Annotated in this window: 15 protein-coding genes and 1 riboswitch; of the genes, 10 read left to right on the top strand and 5 right to left on the bottom strand. The window is 60.6% G+C overall.

Going from position 1 to position 22,547, the window contains the following annotated elements; genetic code table 11:
* Nucleotides 1–1,207: 1,207 nt before the first annotated feature.
* The 5 genes from PH558_RS12230 (at nucleotide 1,208) to PH558_RS12210 (ending at nucleotide 7,544) form a co-directional block, all read left to right on the top strand.
* On the top strand, nucleotides 1,208–4,348 hold the full coding sequence (locus PH558_RS12230) for a helicase-related protein (RefSeq protein WP_285204599.1): 3,141 nt from the start codon (nucleotides 1,208–1,210) through the stop codon (nucleotides 4,346–4,348).
* A gap of 3 nt (nucleotides 4,349–4,351) precedes the next feature.
* Entirely contained in the window at nucleotides 4,352–4,756 is a 405-nt protein-coding gene (locus PH558_RS12225; protein ID WP_113407948.1) for an RNA-binding S4 domain-containing protein, read from the top strand.
* 207 nt (nucleotides 4,757–4,963) lie between these two features.
* On the top strand, nucleotides 4,964–5,302 hold the full coding sequence (gene fdxA, locus PH558_RS12220; protein ID WP_095433144.1) for a ferredoxin FdxA: 339 nt from the start codon (nucleotides 4,964–4,966) through the stop codon (nucleotides 5,300–5,302).
* Between the two features lie 399 nt (nucleotides 5,303–5,701).
* Nucleotides 5,702–6,274 (top strand): CarD family transcriptional regulator, encoded by a 573-nt coding sequence (locus PH558_RS12215; RefSeq protein ID WP_095433143.1) that lies wholly within the window; start codon nucleotides 5,702–5,704, stop codon nucleotides 6,272–6,274.
* 406 nt (nucleotides 6,275–6,680) lie between these two features.
* Nucleotides 6,681–7,544, top strand: a complete 864-nt coding sequence (locus tag PH558_RS12210; RefSeq protein WP_092719018.1) for an RNA polymerase factor sigma-32 — start codon at nucleotides 6,681–6,683, stop codon at nucleotides 7,542–7,544.
* A 33-nt stretch (nucleotides 7,545–7,577) separates the two neighbouring features.
* Here the strand turns inward: PH558_RS12210 and PH558_RS12205 are convergent, their stop codons facing one another.
* The 5 genes from PH558_RS12205 to PH558_RS12185 all read right to left on the bottom strand — a co-directional run bounded on the left by PH558_RS12205 (nucleotide 7,578) and on the right by PH558_RS12185 (nucleotide 14,548).
* Entirely contained in the window at nucleotides 7,578–9,110 is a 1,533-nt protein-coding gene (locus tag PH558_RS12205) for a M48 family metalloprotease (RefSeq protein WP_285204597.1), read from the bottom strand.
* A 269-nt stretch (nucleotides 9,111–9,379) separates the two neighbouring features.
* Nucleotides 9,380–10,108, bottom strand: a complete 729-nt coding sequence (locus tag PH558_RS12200; RefSeq protein WP_285205009.1) for a thiamine ABC transporter ATP-binding protein — start codon at nucleotides 10,106–10,108, stop codon at nucleotides 9,380–9,382.
* Entirely contained in the window at nucleotides 10,101–11,738 is a 1,638-nt protein-coding gene (thiP, locus tag PH558_RS12195; protein ID WP_483314152.1) for a thiamine/thiamine pyrophosphate ABC transporter permease ThiP, read from the bottom strand. The genes PH558_RS12200 and thiP overlap by 8 nt, the downstream gene beginning before the upstream one ends.
* Nucleotides 11,739–11,748: 10 nt before the next feature.
* Nucleotides 11,749–12,777, bottom strand: a complete 1,029-nt coding sequence (gene thiB / locus PH558_RS12190) for a thiamine ABC transporter substrate binding subunit (protein WP_285204595.1) — start codon at nucleotides 12,775–12,777, stop codon at nucleotides 11,749–11,751.
* A gap of 48 nt (nucleotides 12,778–12,825) precedes the next feature.
* A riboswitch (TPP riboswitch) is annotated at nucleotides 12,826–12,942 on the bottom strand.
* Between the two features lie 70 nt (nucleotides 12,943–13,012).
* Nucleotides 13,013–14,548, bottom strand: a complete 1,536-nt coding sequence (locus PH558_RS12185) for an MDR family MFS transporter (protein ID WP_285204593.1) — start codon at nucleotides 14,546–14,548, stop codon at nucleotides 13,013–13,015.
* A 164-nt stretch (nucleotides 14,549–14,712) separates the two neighbouring features.
* On the opposite strand from PH558_RS12185, the gene PH558_RS12180 reads away from it, so the two are divergent.
* The 5 genes from PH558_RS12180 to PH558_RS12160 all read left to right on the top strand — a co-directional run bounded on the left by PH558_RS12180 (nucleotide 14,713) and on the right by PH558_RS12160 (nucleotide 22,469).
* On the top strand, nucleotides 14,713–15,240 hold the full coding sequence (locus tag PH558_RS12180) for a MarR family winged helix-turn-helix transcriptional regulator (RefSeq protein ID WP_285204592.1): 528 nt from the start codon (nucleotides 14,713–14,715) through the stop codon (nucleotides 15,238–15,240).
* A 72-nt stretch (nucleotides 15,241–15,312) separates the two neighbouring features.
* Nucleotides 15,313–15,966 (top strand): thiamine diphosphokinase, encoded by a 654-nt coding sequence (locus PH558_RS12175; protein WP_095433137.1) that lies wholly within the window; start codon nucleotides 15,313–15,315, stop codon nucleotides 15,964–15,966.
* A gap of 2 nt (nucleotides 15,967–15,968) precedes the next feature.
* Nucleotides 15,969–17,798, top strand: coding sequence for an ABC-F family ATP-binding cassette domain-containing protein (locus tag PH558_RS12170; protein ID WP_285204587.1), 1,830 nt, complete (start codon nucleotides 15,969–15,971; stop codon nucleotides 17,796–17,798).
* Nucleotides 17,799–18,120: 322 nt separating this feature from the next.
* The gene (locus PH558_RS12165; protein WP_174718611.1) at nucleotides 18,121–19,296 is read left to right on the top strand and encodes an efflux RND transporter periplasmic adaptor subunit; all 1,176 of its coding nucleotides are present in this window, start codon (nucleotides 18,121–18,123) and stop codon (nucleotides 19,294–19,296) included.
* A complete protein-coding gene (locus PH558_RS12160) occupies nucleotides 19,293–22,469 on the top strand; it encodes an efflux RND transporter permease subunit (RefSeq protein ID WP_285204586.1) in 3,177 nt (1,058 codons plus the stop codon). Before PH558_RS12165 ends, PH558_RS12160 begins: the two co-directional genes overlap by 4 nt.
* Nucleotides 22,470–22,547: the final 78 nt, after the last annotated feature.

Raw genomic sequence — 22,547 nt, 5'->3', positions numbered from 1 at the left:
TATCCTTCCAGCGCTCCAGCTCAAATCTGTTTCCAGGGAACAGGCTGAGTTCCTCAATTCTGCTCATGTAAACTTGCGTGCGCGATAATTGTTCCGGCTAAGAAATAAAAATGCGAGTAGGCAGTGGCGTGAACTCCTACGGAAACGTCCGTGCGGCAACGTCTTATGGCGATTGCGGGAGGGATGGGAGATCTGTTTGTATGGTTAAAATATGCTTAAAATACAATGGCTTGTGGTGAACGAAACGAGAAAGGCCCGATGTCCGTGATTCGTCGGCGATTCGTTCTCTATTTGAACTTGGGTTAACCGCGAGGCTCCTCCAGGTGAACCGTCAACGGTGCGGGAAGGGCGAAGCGGAATCCAGGTGGACCGCATGGATGGTGCTTTCGTCGGCCGATTGGTTAATTTGCGGCAGGTTTGCGGGAGGCTCGTCCACTCATGGCAGTGCTATTTCGCGATGCTGTTCCGACGAAATACAATATCTAGCCGTGAACAAATGCGATACCTGCCCCTATCCGCGATTCGTCACCGATTCGTTCCGGCTTTGATCGATGTGTTAAGGACTGCAGCTTTTGCGTGTATTTGCTGATTCATTATAGCTGCGCTCGTTAAAAGGTTAGTCACAATCGCAGATTCGACCGGAATCTTGGTCTCAACCATTCAGAGTCCGGTATGTCCCTGCCGGGGAAACGCTAGATATTGTGGAGAACAGAAACGGAATCGCTTGGAATCTGCGATTCGTCTCCGATTCGTTCCGGCTTTGGTCCGGATGTTAGCGCCATCACTTGATTCACGCGAAACTTCATTATTTACAGATCATTAACCACAATCCGTTTCGAAATTTCGCTGGCTGAGCATTCGCCGCTCGACTCCTTTTGCCTTGGAAAAGCTGTGCAAACAAGATTCAGCATTTGGTGTGAATCTTTTCATTGAAATCCATATGTAGTCGTGAACAAATAAGGAACGCAGCGGAGTCAGCGATTCGTCTCCGATTCGTTCTCAAGCTGTTCCGGAATCGCCGGGACTCGCATGGGATGCAGTCGAAATGTATCTTATGGTTGAGGCGATCAAATATGAAATCGGTTGTTGTCGTATCTGTTTTTTCATTCGGGTCTTGCCTTTGTCACATATGGTCGTCATCTGTTCGTTTCCTCCAGGAGGAACATGCTGATCGGAAGACGGTAGTTTCTCGCCCATGCACGGACCTATGACTCAGACTTCGCAGCCCATGATCCTGAGCGGACGCGGCGTAACCGCGGTGCTCGGACCGACCAATACCGGCAAAACCCATTATGCCATCGAGCGCATGGTGGCACACGGCAGCGGCGTGATCGGCCTGCCGTTGCGGCTGCTTGCCCGCGAGGTCTATACGCGCGTCGTCGAAAAGGTCGGGGCACACAATGTCGCGCTCGTGACCGGCGAGGAAAAGATATCGCCGCCCAATGCGCGCTATTCCGTCTGCACCGTCGAGGCCATGCCGCGCGAGACGCGAGCCTCCTTCGTCGCCATCGACGAGGTGCAGCTTGCCGGCGATCTGGAGCGCGGGCACATCTTCACCGATCGTATTCTGCATCTGCGCGGCCGGGACGAAACCCTGCTGCTCGGCGCTGGCACGATGCGGCCCATTCTCGAGCAACTTCTGCCTGGGATCACGGTGCTAGAGCGGCCCAGGCTGTCGCATCTCTTCTACGCCGGGCAAAAGAAGATCACGCGGCTGCCGCAGCGCACCGCTATCGTCGCCTTTTCCGCCGACGAGGTTTATGCAATCGCGGAGCTTATCCGCCGCCAGCGTGGTGGCGCGGCCGTCGTGCTTGGCGCGCTCAGCCCGCGTACCCGCAACGCGCAGGTGGCGCTCTATCAGGCCGGCGATGTCGAATATCTGGTTGCCACCGATGCGATCGGCATGGGTCTTAACCTCGATGTCGATCATGTCGCCTTCGCCCAGGACCGCAAATTCGACGGCTATCAGTTCCGCAACCTTAATCCGGGCGAGCTCGGCCAGATCGCCGGTCGCGCCGGCCGTCATCTCAAGGATGGCACTTTCGGCGTGACGGGACAGGTCGATCCCTTCGACGACGAGCTGGTTCGCCGGATCGAGGGACACGAATTCGACATGGTCAAGGTGCTGCAATGGCGCAGCAAGGATCTGGATTTCGCTTCGATCGCGGCGTTGCGTGCAAGTTTGGAAGACGCGCCTCGCGTGCAGGGCTTGACGCGGGCGCTGCCTGCGGTAGACCAGCAGGCGTTGGAATATCTGTCACGCGATCTGGAGATAGTCGATCTTGCCAGCAACCCGGCTCGGGTTGAGAAATTATGGGAGGCCTGTGCGCTTCCCGACTATCGGCGCATCACGCCTGCCCAGCACGCCGATCTCATTGCCGCCCTCTTTTCCGATCTCGTGCGCTATGGCACGGTGAAAGAGGATTTCCTGGCCGAACAGGTGCACCGCGCCGATCGGACGGATGGCGAGATCGACACGCTTTCGGCGCGAATTGCGCAGATAAGGACTTGGACCTATGTGTCGAACCGGCCCGGCTGGCTTGCCGATCCGACACACTGGCAAGAAAAGACGCGGGAAATCGAAGATCGATTGTCCGACGCGTTACATGAGAGGTTGACGAAACGCTTTGTTGATCGCAGGACATCTGTGCTCATGAAGCGCCTGAGAGAGAATGCGATGCTGGAAGCTGAAATCAGTGTGAATGGAGATGTCTTCGTCGAGGGACATCATGTGGGACAGTTGACCGGATTCCGGTTCACGCCTATCGCAGGGACCGAAGGCCCGGATGCCAAGGCCGTCCAGACGGCCTCGCAGAAGGCGCTGGCGCTGGAATTCGAGGCACGTGCTGCACGCCTGCATGCCGCCGGCAATGGCGATCTCGCGATCAGCGCCGATGGCCTCGTGCGCTGGCTCGGCGATCCCGTGGCGCGTCTGTCGGGCAGCGATCATGTTATGCGTCCGCGCGTCATCCTGCTCGCTGACGAGCAGCTGACGGGCAATGCGCGCGATCATGTCGCCGCGCGTATCGAGCGCTTCGTGAATCACCACATCAGCACGATCCTGAAGCCGCTCGACGATTTGCAGCGTGCTGAGGATCTGCAGGGTCTTGCCAAGGGACTGGCCTTCCAGCTGGTGGAAAATCTCGGCGTTCTGTTCCGCCGGGATGTCACTGAGGAAGTGAAGTCGCTGGATCAGGATGGACGCGCCTCCATGCGCCGCTATGGCGTTCGTTTTGGCGCCTACCATATTTTCGTGCCCGCATTGCTGAAGCCGGCTCCGGCCGAACTCATCACCCTGCTTTGGGCGCTGAAGAACGATGGCCTGGACAAGCCGGGCTATGGCGATCTGATTCCTGTTCTCGCTGCCGGCCGCACCTCGGTCGTCACCGATCCAGGCTATGAGCGCATGTTCTATAAGCTCGCCGGCTTCCGGTTCCTCGGCAAGCGCGCGGTGCGCATCGACATTCTGGAGCGCCTGGCGGATCTTATTCGTCCGCTGCTGCAGTGGAAGCCCGGCCAGGCTTCGCGCCCTGACGGTGCCTATGACGGCCGTCGTTTCACCACGACGACCGCGATGCTCTCCATTCTCGGCGCAACGCTCGAGGATATGGAAGAAATCCTCAAGGGTCTCGGTTATCGCGCCGATTCGGTAAAGGCGGAGGAGGCTGCGGCCTTCCTCGCCCAGCAGGATGTTGCTGCAGCAGCAGCGGCGCCGAGGACGGACGCCGTTGCTGAAAAGGCCGACCATGATGATGCCGATGCTTCAAGCGACGAGCCGGCTAAGGAAACGGAAGCTGTCACCCAGGAGGCAGCTCCAGCTGCGGATGTCTCGGCTGAACCGGTTGCCGTAGCGGCTGAAGCCGCCGAGGCTGCTGAAGCTGGAGCCGTTGCCGCGGAAGCGGCCGAGCCCAAGCCGGTTCTGCTCTGGCGTCTGGGTGGTCGCAACGACCATCAGCAGCGCCAGGGTGGCCGTGGCCATGGCGATCGCCGCGGCCAGCAGGGCGAGGGACGTGGTCACCAGGGCAATCGCCGTGGCGGCGGCGAGCAAGCCGCCGGTGAAGGCAATCGCGAAGGCGGTCGTGATCGTCGTGACGGACGTGACAATCGTGAAGCTCGTGGCGGTGACAAGGGTCCGCGCGGCAATCGTGAAGGTGGCCGTCCGCAGCATCAGGGCAACCGTGGCGAACGGGGTGATCGTCAGGAGCGTGGCGACCGGAATGATCGCAACAATCGCGGCGCATCGCAGCCGTTGCGCTTCGAAGCCAAGCCGCCGCGCAAGGAAAAGCCGATCGATCCGGATTCTCCTTTCGCCAAGCTCGCTGCCCTCAAGGAGCAGATGAAGAAATAGGCCATGACGGACGAGAAACAGCCATTTTCCGGTTCGCGCCAGCGCATCGACAAATGGCTGTTCTTTGCCCGCATGGTGAAATCCCGTTCGCTGGCCCAGCTCTATGTGCAAAACGGCAGCGTCAGGGTGAATGGCGAGCGGATCACTCAATCGAGCTTCGGCGTCAAGGCCGGCGACCGCATCGAACTCTCGCTGGAGCGCCGCGATATCGTGTTGATCGTGCGGTCGGCCGGCGAACGCAGGGGGCCATTCGAGGAAGCCAGGCTGCTTTATGAGGATCTGACCCCGCCGCCGGATGAGACAAAACGTCTCACCCCGTTCGAGCAGGCGTTGCGATCGCCGGGCAGCGGCAGACCCACGAAACGAGATCGGCGTGCAATCGACCGCCTCATCGCTGACGACGATTAGAAAACTCTGCCTGCAGCAGGCGGTTTTCAAGATTGTTTGTCCTTGAAATTGGCTGACAAAGTCGATACCTCACGATCAACCTGCCGGTAACCCCGCCGGACGGCGCGTTTGTGCGTGACGCATTCGTTTACCCGTTCGGCTCCGTGGAAAGGTGCGACGTTCCAGGTTGCGCTTCCGCGGGAACTAGAGACATTCCTGGAGTGCTTCATGACATATGTCGTGACCGACAATTGCATCCGCTGCAAATATACCGACTGCGTGGAAGTCTGCCCCGTCGACTGCTTCTACGAAGGCGAGAACTTCCTCGTCATCCATCCCGACGAATGCATCGATTGCGGTGTCTGCGAGCCGGAATGTCCTGCCGAGGCGATTAAGCCCGATACGGAGCCGGGTCTCGACAAGTGGCTGAAGGTCAACGCGGAATACGCCGCCATCTGGCCGAACATCACCGTCAAGCGCGACCCGATGCCGGAAGCCAAGGAAATGGACGGCGAGCAGGGTAAATTCGAGAAATATTTCTCGGCCAACCCCGGTTCGGGCGACTGATCGAAGGTCGTGACAGGCCGCCGATAAAGGTGTAGTCGATATCGCAGAAAGCGAATCATTGCCGTTGGGCCGCTGGCCGGCCAACGTGGCAATTTTGGCGCGCGCGCAGCAAATTATTGATTTCCTCAGATTTTTGTGATAAGTTACCCACACTGATCCACTGCGGCATTTCGCATGCCCAAAACCATCACGAAAGCAAATCACCAATCCGTACGCGGTTTCCTTGACATATCAACCGTTTGTGTTGTCGGGTCTTAGATCGCGATGGGTGGGTTTCTGTTTGCATAAGTCTGGCTGGACCAGGATGAAGTGACCCGACGGTACGCCCGTCTCATCCGGGCCTGACTGACCCGGCACCCCGGCCCTAACGGGGCGCGTAACAGGGAGTTTTTGAAAAGAATGACGACCCAGCAGAAAAAACCTTCAGCAGCACGCCACGGCTTCAAGACTGGTGAAGCGATCGTTTATCCGGCCCATGGCGTCGGTACGATCACTGCGATCGAAGAACAAGAAGTCGCAGGCATGAAGCTCGAGCTGTTCGTAATCGACTTCGAGAAAGACAAGATGCGCCTCAAGGTGCCGGTGGCCAAGGCCATGAGCATCGGCATGCGCAAGCTTTCCGAGACGGATTTCGTCGAGCGTGCATTGAAGGTCGTGCAGGGCAAGGCCCGCGTAAAGCGCACCATGTGGTCGCGCCGCGCGCAGGAATACGATGCCAAGATCAATTCCGGCGATCTGATCTCGATCGCGGAGGTCGTTCGCGATCTCTATCGCGCCGAAAACCAGCCGGAGCAGTCCTATTCGGAACGTCAGCTTTACGAAGCTGCTCTTGATCGCATGGCGCGCGAAATCGCCGCCGTCAACAAGATGTCGGAAACCGAAGCCGTTCGCCTTGTCGAGACCAATCTGAACAAAGGCCCGAAGCGCGGCAAGGTCGTCGACGAAGACGACTCGCAGGACGAAGCCGCATAAGGCCAAGACGCCACCAGCACTTCAAAAAACCCGGCCTTCGTGCCGGGTTTTTTCTTTGGAACCTTTTCCGTTCTGCCGCGTTTAAGCCTCGTGTTGGCGGTCGGTGTGGGTGCTCTGCTGTGGAGAGGGATTCCATACAGGCCGTATTATAGACATTCATGAGGACCGGCCTATGCGTTTTCACTCGAAGCTCCCCGGCGATCTGAAGATGCTTCAATCGCCAGACCCGTTCGATGAGATCGAACTAGACTAGTCATCGATCATCCGGCCCGCCGGATATCGGTTTCCAATTCGCAATTTCATTCATTGATTTCCATCCGAACAGCGATGTTCGGAAACGATGCTTGCTGCCCTTTTCGTCGACCGCGGCATAGAGACGATTTGAGGCCGAACCCAGGAGATGCATATGACGAATATGTCTGCAGATCGGCGCATGATCAAAGTTGCGATGGCTGCTCCCTATCTCGATCGCGACGAGGAACACGATCTCGCCATTCGCTGGAAGGACCATGAGGATCGTGGTGCCCGCAATCAGATCGCAACCGCCCATATGCGCCTCGTCATTTCCATGGCGGGGAAATTTCGTAATTTCGGATTGCCGATGAGCGATCTGGTGCAGGAGGGCTATGTCGGCCTGCTGGAAGCGGCAGCCCGCTTTGAACCGGAACGGGAGGTTCGCTTCTCCACCTATGCAAGCTGGTGGATCCGCGCTTCGATCCAGGACTATATCCTGCGCAACTGGTCGATCGTACGCGGCGGCACGAGTTCCGCCCAGAAGGCACTGTTCTTCAATCTGCGCCGTTTGCGCGCCAAGCTTGCCCGCAGTAATTCCAGCGTTACCGTCCAGTCCATCCACGAGGAAATCGCCGTCACCCTTGGCGTCAGCCTCGCCGACGTGCAGACGATGGATGCGCGCCTTTCCAGCAGCGACACCTCGCTGCAGGCGCCTTCGATTGCCGGCGATTCCGAAAGCGCCGAACGCATCGATTTTCTCATCAGCGACGAACCGCTTCCCGACGAGCAGGTCTCCGACATGATCGATGGCGAACGCCGTCGCATCTGGCTGGCCTCGGCTCTGAAGCATCTCAACGAGCGGGAAATGAAGATCATCCGGGCGCGCCGCCTAGTCGAAGATGGCGCAACGCTGGAAGAGCTCGGCGCCGATCTCGGCATTTCCAAGGAGCGCGTGCGGCAGATCGAAAGCCGTGCCATGGACAAGCTCCGCAACGCGCTTGTTGATGCAGATCCCCGCATGGCAAGCTACGCCTGAGGCAGATCTTCTCCCGGCTGGGAGAAGAGCGATCTATTCCGAGATAATTTTGACCCTGTCGCCCGGTGCAATCGTCGCTCCGGTTGGTAGGGCGTTGATCAGTTTGAACAGGTCGAGCTTGCGATCGGTGCCCATCATGCGGGCAGCGAGCGTGGTGATGGTGTCGCCAGGTTTGACGGTGACGACACGCACGCGCAGCGGCTTCAGCGAGGCTGCCTCCTCCGGCGTCATATGCCGGAAGCTCGCGCGCAGGACATTGGCTGTCTGATCGAGTTGAGCGATATTTCCTTTCGGCACTGCCGTCAGGAAACGGAAGATCTGAGTGCGATCGCGGATCACCGTGACATCGAAATCCCAGCGATCGGCGGAGGCGCGCGCTGTCGCGGCCGGCATGCCATTGACCGTGACCGACCGAATCGAATTGGGATCGAGCCCAGTGACCCAGCCGCTGGAAATATAGTTCGTCAGATTCTGGTTCTGGGTATCGGCAACGCCATCGAAACGGATGGCGATGTCGCCGGGGCCAGTCGCCATGACGGCTTCGACCTTGTTGTCGATGCGGAAGTCGGGCGGCACGTCGAAGCGGATGCCGAGGCCGCCATGCAGGAAGGTCTGGCCGCGCACATAGCCTTCCTCGGGGCTGTCGCCATAGAGCAGGCCATCGATGCCGTTGAGATAATAATCGCGGCCGATGTCGCCGACCTTGCCTTCCTCGCCGAATTCGCGCGCGTGCGCCTTGGCAAGGTCGATGCGCTGCGGCGTGCTCGGATGGCTCGAAAGGAAGTCCAGGCTCTGGTCCACGTCGGAATTGGCCGACATGAAGCGGCTATAGTCCTCCATCGCGTTCAGGAAGCGGGCGGCGGCGTAAGGATCGTAGCCGGCTTGGCCGAGCGTGCGGATGCCAATCTCGTCGGCCTGGAGCTCCTGCTGGCGCGAGAAGGCGGCAAGGCGCAGCTTGCCGCGGGCAAGCGCCTGCTTGCCGGCCAGATCGCTCGATAGGACTTCCGAAACTACGCGACTAGCGATGACTTCGGCCTCCTCGCGTTTCTGCCTTTCGATGCCGTGGTTGGCGGTGACGTGCGCCATTTCATGCGCCAGCACGGCAGCGACTTCGGAAGCGTCGTTGGCGAGCGCCAACAGGCCGCGCGTGACATAGAGGTAGCCGCCCGGCAGAGCGAAGGCGTTGATCGAGGGTGAATTGAGAATGGTGATGCGATAGGACTGCTGCGGATTTTCCGACACGCTGGTCAAGGCGCCGGCGATGCGGGCGACGAGCCGCTCGGTCTTGGCGTCCTTATATTCACCGCCATAGCTTGCGAGGATGCGCGGGTGCTCGCGAGCGCCCATCTGCGCGCGCGGGTCGTTCTTCTGGACTTCGGAGACGATCTGCGGATTGGCAGAGGGAGAAACGCTCGGCTGATAGGATTGGTCCAGTACCGTCTGGCAGCTGTTCAATATCAATGTAGCAGCAAGGAAGGGGACAAAGCGGCGCAAACGGGCTGCGACGGTCGCGCTGATCCTTCGTTCTGCTCGCTTGCTCTGCTTCAGGACCTGTATCCTACTCATTTCGCTGTCATGCCGGCTCGGCGCCAAATCCGGTTGATCGTTACCGGGCCGATCATCGTCGTGCGCCGACAAAGGTTACTTCCGCCCCATCGATCCGCATTTACCCGGACGGTCTCCACCCCTTGCTGTAGCCGATTTTGGCACCGGTTGCATAGCGAGACTCCGTTTAAATGTGGCGGCGTTGTATTTTAGCAAGCATTCCCCAGGACTTTCAGCCGCTTGCCGCGACGAAATTAAGGCAAAACCGGCGGCAAGATGCTGCGACGCAATCAATGTTGCAGAAATGTGGTCAGAGCCGGAATGCTGTCCGTCTCCAGGAAGGCCCCGATGGGAGCGGCGAGCTTGATGGTGCCGCCATCGATGAAGACGGCGTGGTCGGCAAGGCGCCGCACTTCGGCCGGATCATGCGAGACGATCAGCACGGTATTGCCGGTTTCGCGATGCAGGGTTTTCAGAAGTTCGACCATGCCGGAGCGCAGACCGGGATCGAGGGCGGCGAAGGGTTCGTCGAGCAGCAGGATCGGCTTGTCGCGCACCAGAGCCCGAGCGAAAGCGGCGCGCTGCCGTTCGCCACCGGAGAGCGTTCCCGGTTTGCGCGTCTCGAAACCGGGCAGTCCGACGCGCGCCAGGGCTTTCGAGACCCTTTGCCGGTCCTGCGCCGAGAGTCTCAGCGATGGGCTGATGCCGAGACCGATATTGGTGAAGAGGTCGAGATGAGCAAAGAGGTTGTTGTCCTGGAAGACGAGCGACACGGGCCGTTCGGCGGGGTGCAGGCCGGTTACGTCCTGTCCGGCAAGCAGAATGCGGCCCCGATCCGGCGGTTCGAAGCCGGCTAGCAAATTGAGGAAGGTCGATTTTCCTGATCCCGACGGACCGGCGACGGCGATGATCTTGCCCTGTGGTAAATCACAGTCGAAGCGGAAATCATGGGTGCCGAGGCGCAGTTCGACACCGGCCATGGCAATGCCCTGTTCCTTCATGTCGTGGGCGTTAGTCATGTCGCTTGCTTTCGTCATCCCGTGCGCCCTGGCCGGCTGTGCCGGCAATGGTCAGGAGAAGACATACCAGGCCAAGGATCAAGGCATATCCATCGGCATCATTGGTGCGGTAGCTGCCGAGCTTGCTATAGACCAGCCACGGCAGGGTCATCAAGCTGTCCGAACCGAAGAGGGCCACAGCGCCGAGATCGCCCAGCGACAGCGCCATGGCGAAGGAAAGTGCCGTGAAGAGCGGCTTGCGCAAGCCGGGCCAATCGATGAGGCGAAGGCGGGAAATGCCGTGAAGGCCGAGGCTTGCCGCCAGCCGTTCGGTGCGACGGACATGGACCGCATAGGCTGGCTCGATGACACGGATGACGAAGGGCAGCGCCATCAGCGCGTTGATGACGACGATCAGGATGGCCGCAAAGCGGCTCGGGTCGCCCAATGGCCGGAGTGCCAGGAACCAGCCCGTTGCCAGCACGATGGGCGGGACCAGCAGGATGAGCGATGAGCTTCCGCTCAACACGATTGCCAGACCGTGGAGCCTGAAGGTCTTGCGGCGATCCGCCGATATCACCGATCGGGCGCGGATGATCGTAAAGGATGTCAGGACGGCCAGGAATCCGGCGGCGAGCGCAATCGCCAAGCTGGTGACGGCCGCCTGCAGAAAGATCGGCTGGCCGGCGAGTTTGAAGAGGTTCGCCTCAAGGCCGGTGACGACGACCGAAGCGAGCGGCAGGGCGAGAAAGAGCGTGGCCGCCGATAACAGAGCGGCATCGATCCATCGACGGGCAGACGCCTGCCCGTCGATGCGCCGCAGGGCGCGGCCGCTGGTGAGGCCATGATCGTCAGGGGCACGAAACAGTGTCATGGCACCGAGGATGACGAGAGTGATGACCATTTGCAGCAGCGACAGCATGACGGCGCGACCGGGATCGAAATCGAAGCGGAGCGCCTGATAGATCGCCACTTCCAGTGTTGTCGCAGCCGGACCGCCGCCGAGGATCAGGACCAGCGTGAAGCTGGTGGCGCAGAGCATGAAGATCAGGCCGGCGATGCCGGGAATGAGGCCACGCAGGACGGGCCATTCGATGAAGCGGAAGACCGAGGCGGGCTTCATGCCGAGCCCGCCGGCCACAAGCCAATATTCCGCGGGAACACGTTCCAGCCCGGCAAGCATCAGCCTGCAGGCGAGCGGCATGTTGAAGAAGACATGCGCAAGCAGGATGCCGGCAAGGCCGTAGATGCTGATAGGTTGCGACAGGCCAAGAGTTGCGAGGGTCTGATTGAGCAGACCTTGCCGGCCCCATATGCCGAGGAGGCCAAGCGCGCCGATCAGCACGGGCAGGCCCATCGGTACGGCCATCAGCCGGATGAGCCAAAGGCGGCCGGGAAAGCGCGGCTGGCGCGCCAATGCGCGCGCGATCGGAATGGCGAGTACAACGGAAAGCAGCGTCGAGAGCACCGCCTGCAACAGCGTGAAGCGCAGGACGCGCAGCAAGTAGGGATCTGCCAGGGGATTGATGCCGCCGGAGTCAATGCCGGCGGCGAGCAGAACGAGCACGGCGATCCCGACGAAGAGCACGATGCCTGCGAGGCTGACTGCCCCGCCGGAAATGGCGCGTCTTCGCTCTGGTGCCGTGAGTATCGTCAAAGCATCAGTTGCCGCTGGTGGCGGCCAGCCATTCGTCGATCCAGGCCTTGCGGTTCTTGTCGACATCGGCGGGGCTCATCAGGAAGGTCTTCGACGGCACCACGAGCTTGCTGAAGGCGTCCGGCAGCGGCTCCGAAGTGGCTGAAACCGGCATCATCCAGTTGCTTGTCGGAATGATATCCTGGAAGCCCGGTGAGATCATGAATTTGAGGAAGTCGCGGGCAAGTTCCTTGTTCGGCGAGGACTTGATGAGGCCGGCGACCTCGATCTGGATGTAATGCCCTTCCGAGAAGGCGGCTGCCTGATAGCGGTCGGTCTTGTCCTCGATCATGTGATAGGCAGGCGACGTCGTATAGGAGAGCACCATCGGCGCTTCGCCCTTGGTGAAGAGGTCATAGGCTTCCGACCAGCCGGGGGTGACTGTCAGGATACGGCCTTTGAGCTTCGCCCAGGCATCGGCGGATTTGTCGCCATAGATCGACTTGACCCAGAGCAGCAGCCCGAGACCCGGCGTCGATGTGCGCGGATCTTCGATGACGATCTTCTGATTGGGATCGCCCTCGACGAGATCCTTCATGCTCTTCGGCGGGTTCTTGACCGTCTGGCTGTCATAGATCACGGCGAAATGGCCGTAGTCATAGGGCACGAAGACGTCGTCCTTGAAGCCGCCGGGAACCTTGAGGGCCGAGGTGTCGACGCCGCTTACATCAAAGAGGTCGGTATCTTTGGCCTCGTCGATGAGATTGGTGTCGAGGCCGAGAACGACATCGGCCTTGGTGCCGGTGCCTTCCAGCTTCAGGCGGGAGAGAAGTGCGACGCCATCGGTGACGGCGACGTAGTTGACCGTGCAGCCGCAGGTCTTCTCGAAGGCTGCCTTGACCTTGGCGCCCGGGCCCCAATCGGCGGTGAAGCTCTCATAGGTGTAGATGGTCAGGGTCTTGTCGGCTGCAGCGGCAGGCTGCGCGACAAAAAAAGCCGTTCCGGCTGCAAGGGCCAAGCCGGCGAAGAATGACAATAGCGAACGGTTGTGCATGGTGGCGCCTCCACTTTGGTTTCGTCTGAAGGGGAAAGGGCGCTATGAGTTCGTCACGCGTCTAATCCCTCCGCCGGTGTTAGCCGGATCAGGTTCCGCGGGTTGGCCGGTGAAAGCCTCTCAGCCAAATGTTCAAAAGAACACAGGGCACCCCGTTAGAGCGTCGGCAGATTTAGCCTTGTGACGGAGGGATGACAAGGGAAATGATGCCCTTGCCGATTGCAGCATGAACGATTTACTCGGCAGCCTCCGCGACCGCCGGGCTTTCGAATTTCTTCGTCGCCCCCGGAAGCTGCACGTTCTTCAGCGTCAGCGCGGTCAAAAGGCCGAGAAGGCAGATGCCCGCGGCGGTCATGAACAGCGGGCTGAAGGCGCTCGCATAGGCATTGGCGACTGCCTCGCGGGTTGTTTCCGGCAAAGCCGCCATCATTTTCGGTGTCAGCTGCTCGATATCGGATACGCCTGATATGGAGACGCCGACATTGCCGAGTTTGGCGGCGATGATGGCGCCGTAGATGGAGATGGCGATGGAGGCGCCGCCCATGCGCGAGAGCGTGACGGCACCCGTTGCCGCGCCGACGTCACGGGAAGCCGCTGCGTTCTGCACGCCGATAACCGGTACCTGCTGCGCAAGGCCGATGCCGATACCGTGCAGCAGCATCAGGCCGCCGATGACGACGATGGGCGTGCCGGCTGGCAGGAAGGCAAGCGCGCCGAATGCGATGGCGCTGCAGGCAGCACTTGCGACGGCGAAGGGCTTGTAGCGCCCTCTCGCGGCGATCAGCCGACCGGCCGATAGCGAACCGCAGACGATGCCGCCGGTCAGCAGAATGAACAGCAGCCCGGCCATCGACGGCGAAAGGCCCGTCGTCGTCTGCAGGAAGAGCGCGAAATAATTCACCATGCCGATAGCGACGGCACCGCTGGTGATCGAGATGATCAGCAGGAGGCCGAATGTCGGATTGCGGAACAGCGTCATCGGCACGATGGGTTCTGGTGCGCGGCGCTCGATGAAGACCCAAGCGATGGCGCAGATGACGCCGAAGGCGATGATGCCGAGGCATTGTGGCGACAGCAGCGATCCGAAAAGCTCGGTGCCGTCGGCGGCAAGCACGATGCTCGTCGTCGTCAACGCAAGAACGATTGCGCCGGCATAGTCGATCTTCGGGCGTCGGGCCGGTTTGCGGTAAGGCAGCATGAAGGCGAGACCGGCCAGCACGATGAAGCCGATCGGCACGTTGACGAGAAAGATCGAGCGCCAGCCGAAAAGATCGCTCATCGTGCCGCCGAGAACGGGGCCGATGGCGCCGGAAGCCATGAGCACAAGGCTCGAATAGCTTTGGTAGCGGGCGCGCTCGCGCGGCTCGAAGAGATCGGCGTTCACGGCAAAGATCGAGACCATGATGCCGCCGCCGCCGAAGCCTTGAAGGACGCGGGCGGCGATCAGCGTATCCATCGAGACGGCAAGGCCGCAGACGGCGGAGCCGACCGTGAAGATCGCGATCGCCGTCATCATTACATATTTGCGTCCGAAGAGATCGCCGAGCTTGCCGTAGACGGGCATGACGGCGGAGAGCGAGAGAAGATAGGCCGATCCGATCCAGCCGAAGCGCTCCAGATGCCCGAATTCGCCGACGATCGTCGGCAGTGCGGTCGAGACGATCTGGTTGTCGAGTGTTGCCATGAACATGGCAGTCATCAGAAACAGGAAGAGGATAAGCCGCCGTTTATGATCCGCCACGAGCGGCGAGAATGTTGTCTGCATGTCCATGGGGCAAAAATCCGAACTTGGCCGAAACGCTGCGCGGTCGATCGAATGCGCAGGACGCCGGTTTTCATAGCCGATATATGTGTGCCATTAGCATATAAATGTCAATGACAGGTGAATGCTGTTTGCATGTTTTATTTCTTTGCCGCCTCTGATATGGTGGAAAGATGACATCTGCGACGAATACACGTGAAATTGAAGCCCAGGCCCTGACCGACGACGAGAATCTACTGCGTATCGGCCATGCGATGACGCGCATGCGTCTGCTGACGGGCCGCCGCATGATCGGCAGGCTTGCCATCCAGAGCGTAGCGCCAGGTCTCGAGCTTTCGCATCTCGACGTCCTCGATGTCGTCCGGCAGGCCGAGGCGACGGGTGAAGTCACCGTCGGCACGATTGCCGAGATGCTGCGCATCGATCCGTCGCGGGCGAGCCGCATCGTTGCCGACATGGTGACGCGCGGCGTCCTGCGCCGCAAGGCATCGCAAGCGGACGCACGGCGTATTGTGGTTGTGTTGACCGCGCTCGGGCAGCGATTGCTGTCGGAGATCCAGGCGCAGAAATATTCCGTCATCGGCAGCATCTTCGCCGATTGGACGCCGAAGGAAATCGAGAATTTCTCGCTGCTGTTCGATCGCTATGTCAGCGGCTACGAGCGGGTTTTCCAGGCGCGCATCAAGGAAACGGACGACTGAGCGGTTGGCGCGGTTGTTCTTGAGCATGGCGCTCTTCCCTAGAGATACGACTTTGCGCTATGGGCTTGCCTCATGAGCCAGTCCACCACCTTCACCATTCTGCTTGGCGGCGAGCTTCGTTTGACGGAGCGGCTGCGCGATGCCGTTTCCGGCAGCCGTTTCATCGCGGCCGATGGCGGCATGCGCCATGCGATCGCGCTTGGTGTGAAGCCTGAGCTGTGGGTCGGCGATTTCGATTCCACGCCCACCGATTTGCAGGCTGCCTTTCCCAATGTGCCCAAGCAGCCCTATCCGGCGGCGAAGGCTGCGACTGATGGCGAGATTGCCGTCTCGGAAGCGATCGATCGCGGCGCCACGAGACTGATTCTTGCCGGCGCCATGGGTGGAGAGCGCTCTGACCATGCAATCCAGCACCTGCTTTACGGCATGCATCTGGCCGAAAAGGGCCTCGATATCTTGCTGACCTCGGGTGACGAGGAGGCGGTGCCGCTTCCGCCGGGCGATGTCACGCTGGCGCTACCATCAGGCTCGCTGTTTTCGGTCCTCGGATTCAGCGATCTGACGGGTCTGTTCATCGACAATGCCCGTTACCCCCTGCGCGATTTTTATTTGCCCTTCGGCGCGTCGCGCACCATTTCCAATGTGGCGGAAGGCGATGTGCGCTTTTCGCTCGGCAGCGGCAGGGCGATCGTTCTTGCCCGCCCTTATGACCTTTCCGGAGTCTGATCTTGGCCCCTCCCATTCTGAAACTCGACGACATCTTCCTGAGCTTCGGCGGTGCGCCGTTGCTCGCCGGTGCCGGCCTGCAGGTGGAGCCGGGCGACAAGATCTGCCTTGTCGGACGCAATGGTTCCGGCAAGTCGACGCTCCTGAAGATCGCCGCCGGCCTCGTCGAGGCGCAGTCAGGCGAAGTCTTCCGTCATCCGTCCTCGACCGTGCGCTATCTTGAGCAGGCGCCCGATTTTACCGGTTACAAGACGGTCGCGGCCTATGCCGAAGCTGGCCTCGGGCCTGGTGATGATCCCTATCGCGTCACCTATCTCCTTTCGCATCTCGGCCTGACCGGCGAAGAGGATCCGAAGAACCTTTCCGGCGGCGAAGCACGCCGCGCGGCGCTTGCTCGTGTTTTGGCGCCGGAACCGGATATCCTGCTGCTCGACGAGCCGACGAACCATCTCGACCTGCCGACCATCGAATGGCTGGAAGGCGAATTGCAGAAGAGTCGCAGCGCGCTTGTCTTGATCTCGCATGACCGTCGTTTTCTCGAAAAGGTGTCGACCGCAACGGTTTGGCTCGACCGTGGCACGTCCCGTCGTCTGGACAGAGGCTTTGCTCATTTCGAGGCGTGGCGCGATCAGGTGCTCGAAGCCGAGGAGCTGGAGCAGCACAAGCTCGGCAAGCAGATCGAGCGCGAGGAGCACTGGCTGCGCTATGGCGTGACGGCGCGGCGCAAGCGCAATATGCGCCGTCTCGGCGAGCTGCAGGACATGCGCTCGCGCTATCGCGGCCACAAGGGCCCTCTGGGCACGGTGCAGGCGGCTGCGTCTGACGCGCAGGAAAGCGGCAAGCTGGTGATCGAGGCGGACAAGATTACCAAGGCCTATAATGAGCGGGTCATCGTCGCGCCCTTTTCGATCCGTGTGCATCGCGGCGATTGCATCGGTCTCGTTGGCCCGAACGGCGCCGGCAAGACAACACTTCTGAAGATGTTGACCGGACAGCTCGAGCCCGATAGCGGCACGGTGAAGCTCGGCACCAATCTGGAGATCGCGACGCTCGACCAGAAGCGCGAGGAGCTCAATCCGGAAGATACGCTCGCCAACTATCTGACCGATGGCCGCGGCGAGAACCTGCTCGTCAATGGCGAGCAGCGGCATGTGACCGGCTATATGAAGGAATTCCTCTTCCAGCCCGAACAGGCGCGCACGCCGATCAAGAATCTTTCCGGTGGCGAGCGCGCCCGGCTGATGCTGGCACGCATCCTGTCGCGGCCGACCAATCTTCTGATCCTCGACGAACCGACGAACGATCTCGATATCGAGACGCTCGACCTGCTCCAGGAAATCGTGTCCGGCTTTGCCGGCACGGTCATCCTCGTCAGCCACGATCGTGACTTCCTCGACCGTACCGTGACCTCGACGATTGCGCCCGCCGATCCCGAAGATCCGGACGGCCGCTGGATCGAATATGCCGGCGGCTATTCCGACATGCTCGCCCAGCGCAAGGGGGCGATCGAAGAACGGAAACGGGCTGAAAAGGCGGCCGAAAAGCCGAAATCGACCGAAGCTTCGGCGCCGGCTTCCGAGGCTTCGAAGGGCAAAGGCAAACTTTCCTACAAGCAGAAATTTGCGCTCGAAAACCTGCCGAAAGAAATGGCGAAGGTGGAGGCCGAGATTGCCGCGCGCGAGAAGAAGATGGCCGATCCGAACCTCTTTTCCAAGGATGCCGCAACGTTCAACCGTCTTGCTGCAGAGATGGAAAAGCTGCGCGAAAGCCTGACCAGGATGGAAGAGGAATGGCTGGAGCTCGAAATGCTGCGCGAGGAGCTGGAGGGCTAAGGCCCATATCCGCTCATCCTATGCGCGTCTTTACTATGCAGTAAAAACAATCGGTTGCGCTCGGTCGCGGCTGGTTCATTCCCTGTTGTCGAATCCGATAAACCGTTTATACATTAACGCATGCTGCCGGACGACGGGCCGGTTGATACCCCCGGGCCGACGTGGCCCGTGGCGCATGTTGGGGAAGTCCGAAGCGGCCTGATTGGATTGCGCCTGATGGCGGCAGGTTCTTCGTAGAAAGTTGCAGACAAATTTCGTGAGCGCTTACCGTGATGACGGCGCCTGATGCCGCATGCGGTTTTTCGAGGGGGGCTTCATGCCGATGCTGCCGCGTGCCGTTTTGTTCAGCTGTGTTCTTGCCGTTTTCTCGGGCGCCCAGGCGCTGGCGCAGGGTGCGCCGCCGGCTCCGCCCGTCACGGTTGCCAAGCCCATCGTTCGCGATGTTGTCGACAGCGACGAGTTCATCGGACGCTTCCAGGCGGTCGATGAAGTTTCCGTGCGCTCGCGGGTCGGCGGCTATCTGCAGGAAGTGCATTTCAAAGATGGCGCCATGGTCAAGCAGGGCGATCTGCTTTTCGTCATCGACCAGCGGCCATTCGTGACCGCGCTGAACGAATCGACGGCCTCGCTGGAAGTCGCGAAGTCGTCGCTGACGCTCGCCGATGCGCAATTCAAGCGCGCGCAATCGCTATCGACAACGGGCAGCCAATCGGCGTCGACCCTCGACGACCGCCGCCGCGATCTCGTTTCCGCCGAGGCGAATGTGCGTGGCGCGCAGGCCGCTGTCGATCGCGCCAATCTCGACATGGATTTCACCAAGATCACCGCACCGCTCAGCGGCCGCATTGATCGCCGGCTGATTTCCGTCGGCAATCTCGTGCAGGCCGATCAGACCGTGCTGACGACCATCGTGTCGCTCGATCCCATCGATTTCTATTTCGACGTCGACGAGCGTCGGTTGCTCTCCTACGCCGATGAGGCTCGTAAGAACGGCAGTGCCCTGCAGCAGGGCGGCGGCGGGCTGGATGTGACCGTGACCATCGCCGATTCCCGTCAGAAGCCATTCAAGGGCAAACTCGATTTCGCCGAAAACCGCGTCGACAACGAAACGGGCACGATCCGCGTCCGCGCCCGCTTCCCGAACCCTGATCTCATCCTGCAGCCCGGCCTGTTCGGACGCGTTCAGGTGCAAGGCTCGAACAGCTACAAGGCGATCCTGATCCCCGATGAAGCTATCGGCTCGGACCAGAATCAGCGTGTCGTCTATGTCGCCGATACCGCCGGCAATATCACGCCGAAGCCGGTGCGCCTCGGGCCGAAGCTCTACGGCTATCGCGTCATCCGTGACGGCATGACCGGTGACGAGACGATCGTCGTCAACGGGTTGATGCGGATCCGGCCTGGCGTCAAGGTGACGCCGCAGCTGATTGAGCTGCCGCAGCAGGCGACGAATGACGAGCCGCCGGCCCAGGCCGATGCACAGGGGACCAGCCAATGAGGTTTTCCCACTTCTTCGTCGATCGGCCGATCTTCGCATCGGTCCTATCCATCGTGCTGCTGATCGTCGGCGGCATCGCCTATTTCCAGTTGCCGGTAGCGCAATATCCTGAGGTCGCGCCCCCCACCATCGTTATTCGCACCTCCTATCCCGGCGCCGACGCACAGACCATCGCCGATACGGTGGCGACGCCGATCGAGCAGGAGGTCAACGGCGTCGAGGACATGCTCTATATGTCCTCCTATTCCAGTGCCGATGGCTCCATGTCGCTGACGGTCACGTTCAAGCTCGGCACCGATCTCGACAAGGCGCAGGTGCTGGTGCAGAACCGCGTCGCCATCGCCGAGCCGCGCCTGCCCGACGACGTCCGCCGCATCGGCATTACGACGGTCAAGAGCTCGCCTGATCTGATGATGGTCGTGCATCTTCTCTCGCCGAACAACCGCTACGACCAGCTCTATATTTCCAACTATGCGCGTACCCGCATCCGCGACATTCTCGTCCGTCTGGACGGTGTCGGCGACGTGCAGCTCTTCGGCGAGCGGCAATATTCGCTGCGCATCTGGCTCGATCCGGAAAAGCTCGCGGCCTACGGCATGACCGCCGGCGATATCGTGCAGGCGCTGCGGGATCAGAACGTGCAGGTTTCGGGCGGCGCGATCGGCGGGCCGCCGGTTTCGGGCACCAACGCCTTCCAATACACCGTCACGACCCAGGGGCGCTTTTCCGACGCGCGGCAATTCCGCTACGTCATCGTCAAGGCAACCGGCAACGGTCGTCTCGTGCAGTTGCAGGATGTTGCGCGCATCGAGCTCGGCGCTCAGGATTACGTCACCAACAGCTATCTGAACGGCAGCCCGGCGGTGGCGCTCGGCGTCTTCGCCCGACCCGGCACCAATGCGCTCGCCGCCGCCGCCGATATCCAGAAGACCATGGAGGACTTGTCGCAGGATTTCCCGCAGGGACTGGAATACCGCATCATCTACAACCCCACGGAGTTCATCGCCGAGTCGATCCACGAAGTCTACAAGACGATCTTCGAAGCGGCGATTCTCGTCGCCATCGTCGTACTGGTTTTCCTGCAATCCTGGAGAACGGCGATCATTCCGATTGTCGCAATCCCCGTTTCGCTGATCGGCACTTTTGCCTTCCTGCTCGCCTTCGGCTTCTCGTTGAACATGCTGACGCTGTTCGGCCTGGTGCTCGCCATCGGTATCGTCGTCGACGACGCGATCGTGGTGGTGGAGAATGTCGAGCGCAACCTCGCGCTCGGCATGACGCCGAAAGAGGCGTCACATGTGACGATGAACGAGGTCGGTACAGCCGTGCTCGCAATCTCGCTGGTGCTGATTGCGGTCTTCGTGCCGACAGCCTTCATTCCCGGCATTTCCGGGCAATTTTACCGGCAGTTCGCGGTGACGATCTCGGTCGCGACGGCGATTTCCTGCCTGAACTCGCTGACGCTCTCGCCGGCGATCGCCGCGATCGTCCTTCGTCCGCACAGCCACGAGAAATCCAACAATATCTTCGCGCGCTTCGGCCGTGCCTTGGGTGACGGGTTCAACCGGGGTTTCGAGCGAATGAGCCAGGGATATTCCTGGATCGTCCGCCATCTCGTGACGACGTGGGCAGCACTCGCCTGCGCGCTTCTCGTCTTCGCGGGGTTACTGGCGGGAACCTGGTATATGGGTCGGATCGTACCGCAGGGCTTCGTGCCGACGATGGACCAGGGCTATGCCATCGTCGTCGTGCAGCTGCCTGATGGAGCTTCGCTGGCACGCACCAATGCCGTCATCCAGAAGGCGACCGATATCATCAACAAGACACCCGGCATCGCCAATGCGGTCGCCTTTGCCGGCTTCAACGGTGCAACCTTCACCAATGCCTCGAATTCGGGTGTCATCTTCACGCCGTTCAAGCCATTCGAGGAGCGGTTGAAGAGCGGCGACACGGCCACCAAGATCATCGGCCAGCTCTTCGGCAGCCTGCAGGGCATCGAGGAGGCTTTCATCATCGCCATTCCGCCGCCGTCGATCCGTGGCATCGGCAATTCCGGTGGCTTCAAGATGCAGATCATGGACCGGGAAAATGCTGACATGCGCCGCATCCTGCCGCTCGCCTATCAGATGATGGGCGTTGCCGCGCAGAATAAGGGCGTCAGTGGCGTCTTCACCACCTTCTCCGCCAACAGCCCGCAATATTTCCTGGCGATCGACCGTGACAAGGCGCGGGCGCTCAACGTGCCGATCCCGAATATCTTCGAGACGCTGTCGATCAATCTTGGCACATCCTATGTCAACGACTTCAACGCCTTCGGCCGTGTTTATCAGGTGCGGGCTCAGGCCGATCAGCAATATCGCATGGACCGCGAGGATATTCTGGCGCTGAAGGTGCGCTCGGCGACCGGAGCGCTCGTGCCGCTCGGCACGCTGGTCGATATCCGGGATACGACCGGGCCGACGCTGGTGCAGCGCTATAACATGTATGTCTCGGTTCCCCTGCAGGGCAATCCAGGCCCGGGCGTGTCCACCGGCTCGGCTCTCGACACCATGGAAGGGATAGCAAAGAACCTCCTGCCTTCGGGTACGACCTTCGAATGGACGGAGCTTGCCTATCAGGAAAAGCATACCGGCAATACCGCGATCTATATCTTCGCCCTGTCGGTCATCTTCGTCTTCCTGGCGCTGTCGGCGCAATATGAAAGCTGGATCCTGCCGCTTGCGATCATTCTCATCGTGCCGCTGGCCGTTCTGGCGGCGCTGATCGGGGTGCATCTGAGGGGGATGGACAACAATATCCTCACCCAGATCGGGCTTATCGTGCTGATCGGCCTTGCGGCCAAGAACGCGATCCTGATCGTGGAGTTTGCCCGACAAGCGCAGGCTGAGGGAAAGAGCGCCGTGGAGGCGGCCATCGAGGCCAGCCACCTGCGTCTGCGTCCGATCCTGATGACGGCCTTCGCCTTCATCTTCGGTGTCGTGCCGCTGATGATCGCAACTGGTCCGGGCGCGGAAATGCGCCAGTCCCTCGGTACCGCCGTCTTCTCCGGCATGCTGGGCGTTACGCTGTTCGGCCTGTTCCTGACGCCGGTCTTCTACGTCGTCCTGCGCCGCCGGCGCAAGCAGGCAGAAGCCGCGCAGGAGCCCTCGGCTACCGATGCGGCGGCACAATGAGACCAAACAGAGCGGCTGAGCGTTTCACGGGAAACGCTCAGCCGCTCTATCCGATTGTTTTTACGTTGCTTCCGATAG

Source organism: Rhizobium pantanalense (assembly GCF_030182525.1).
Lineage (GTDB): Bacteria > Pseudomonadota > Alphaproteobacteria > Rhizobiales > Rhizobiaceae > Rhizobium.
This window is presented reverse-complemented; position numbering and strand designations above follow the sequence as displayed.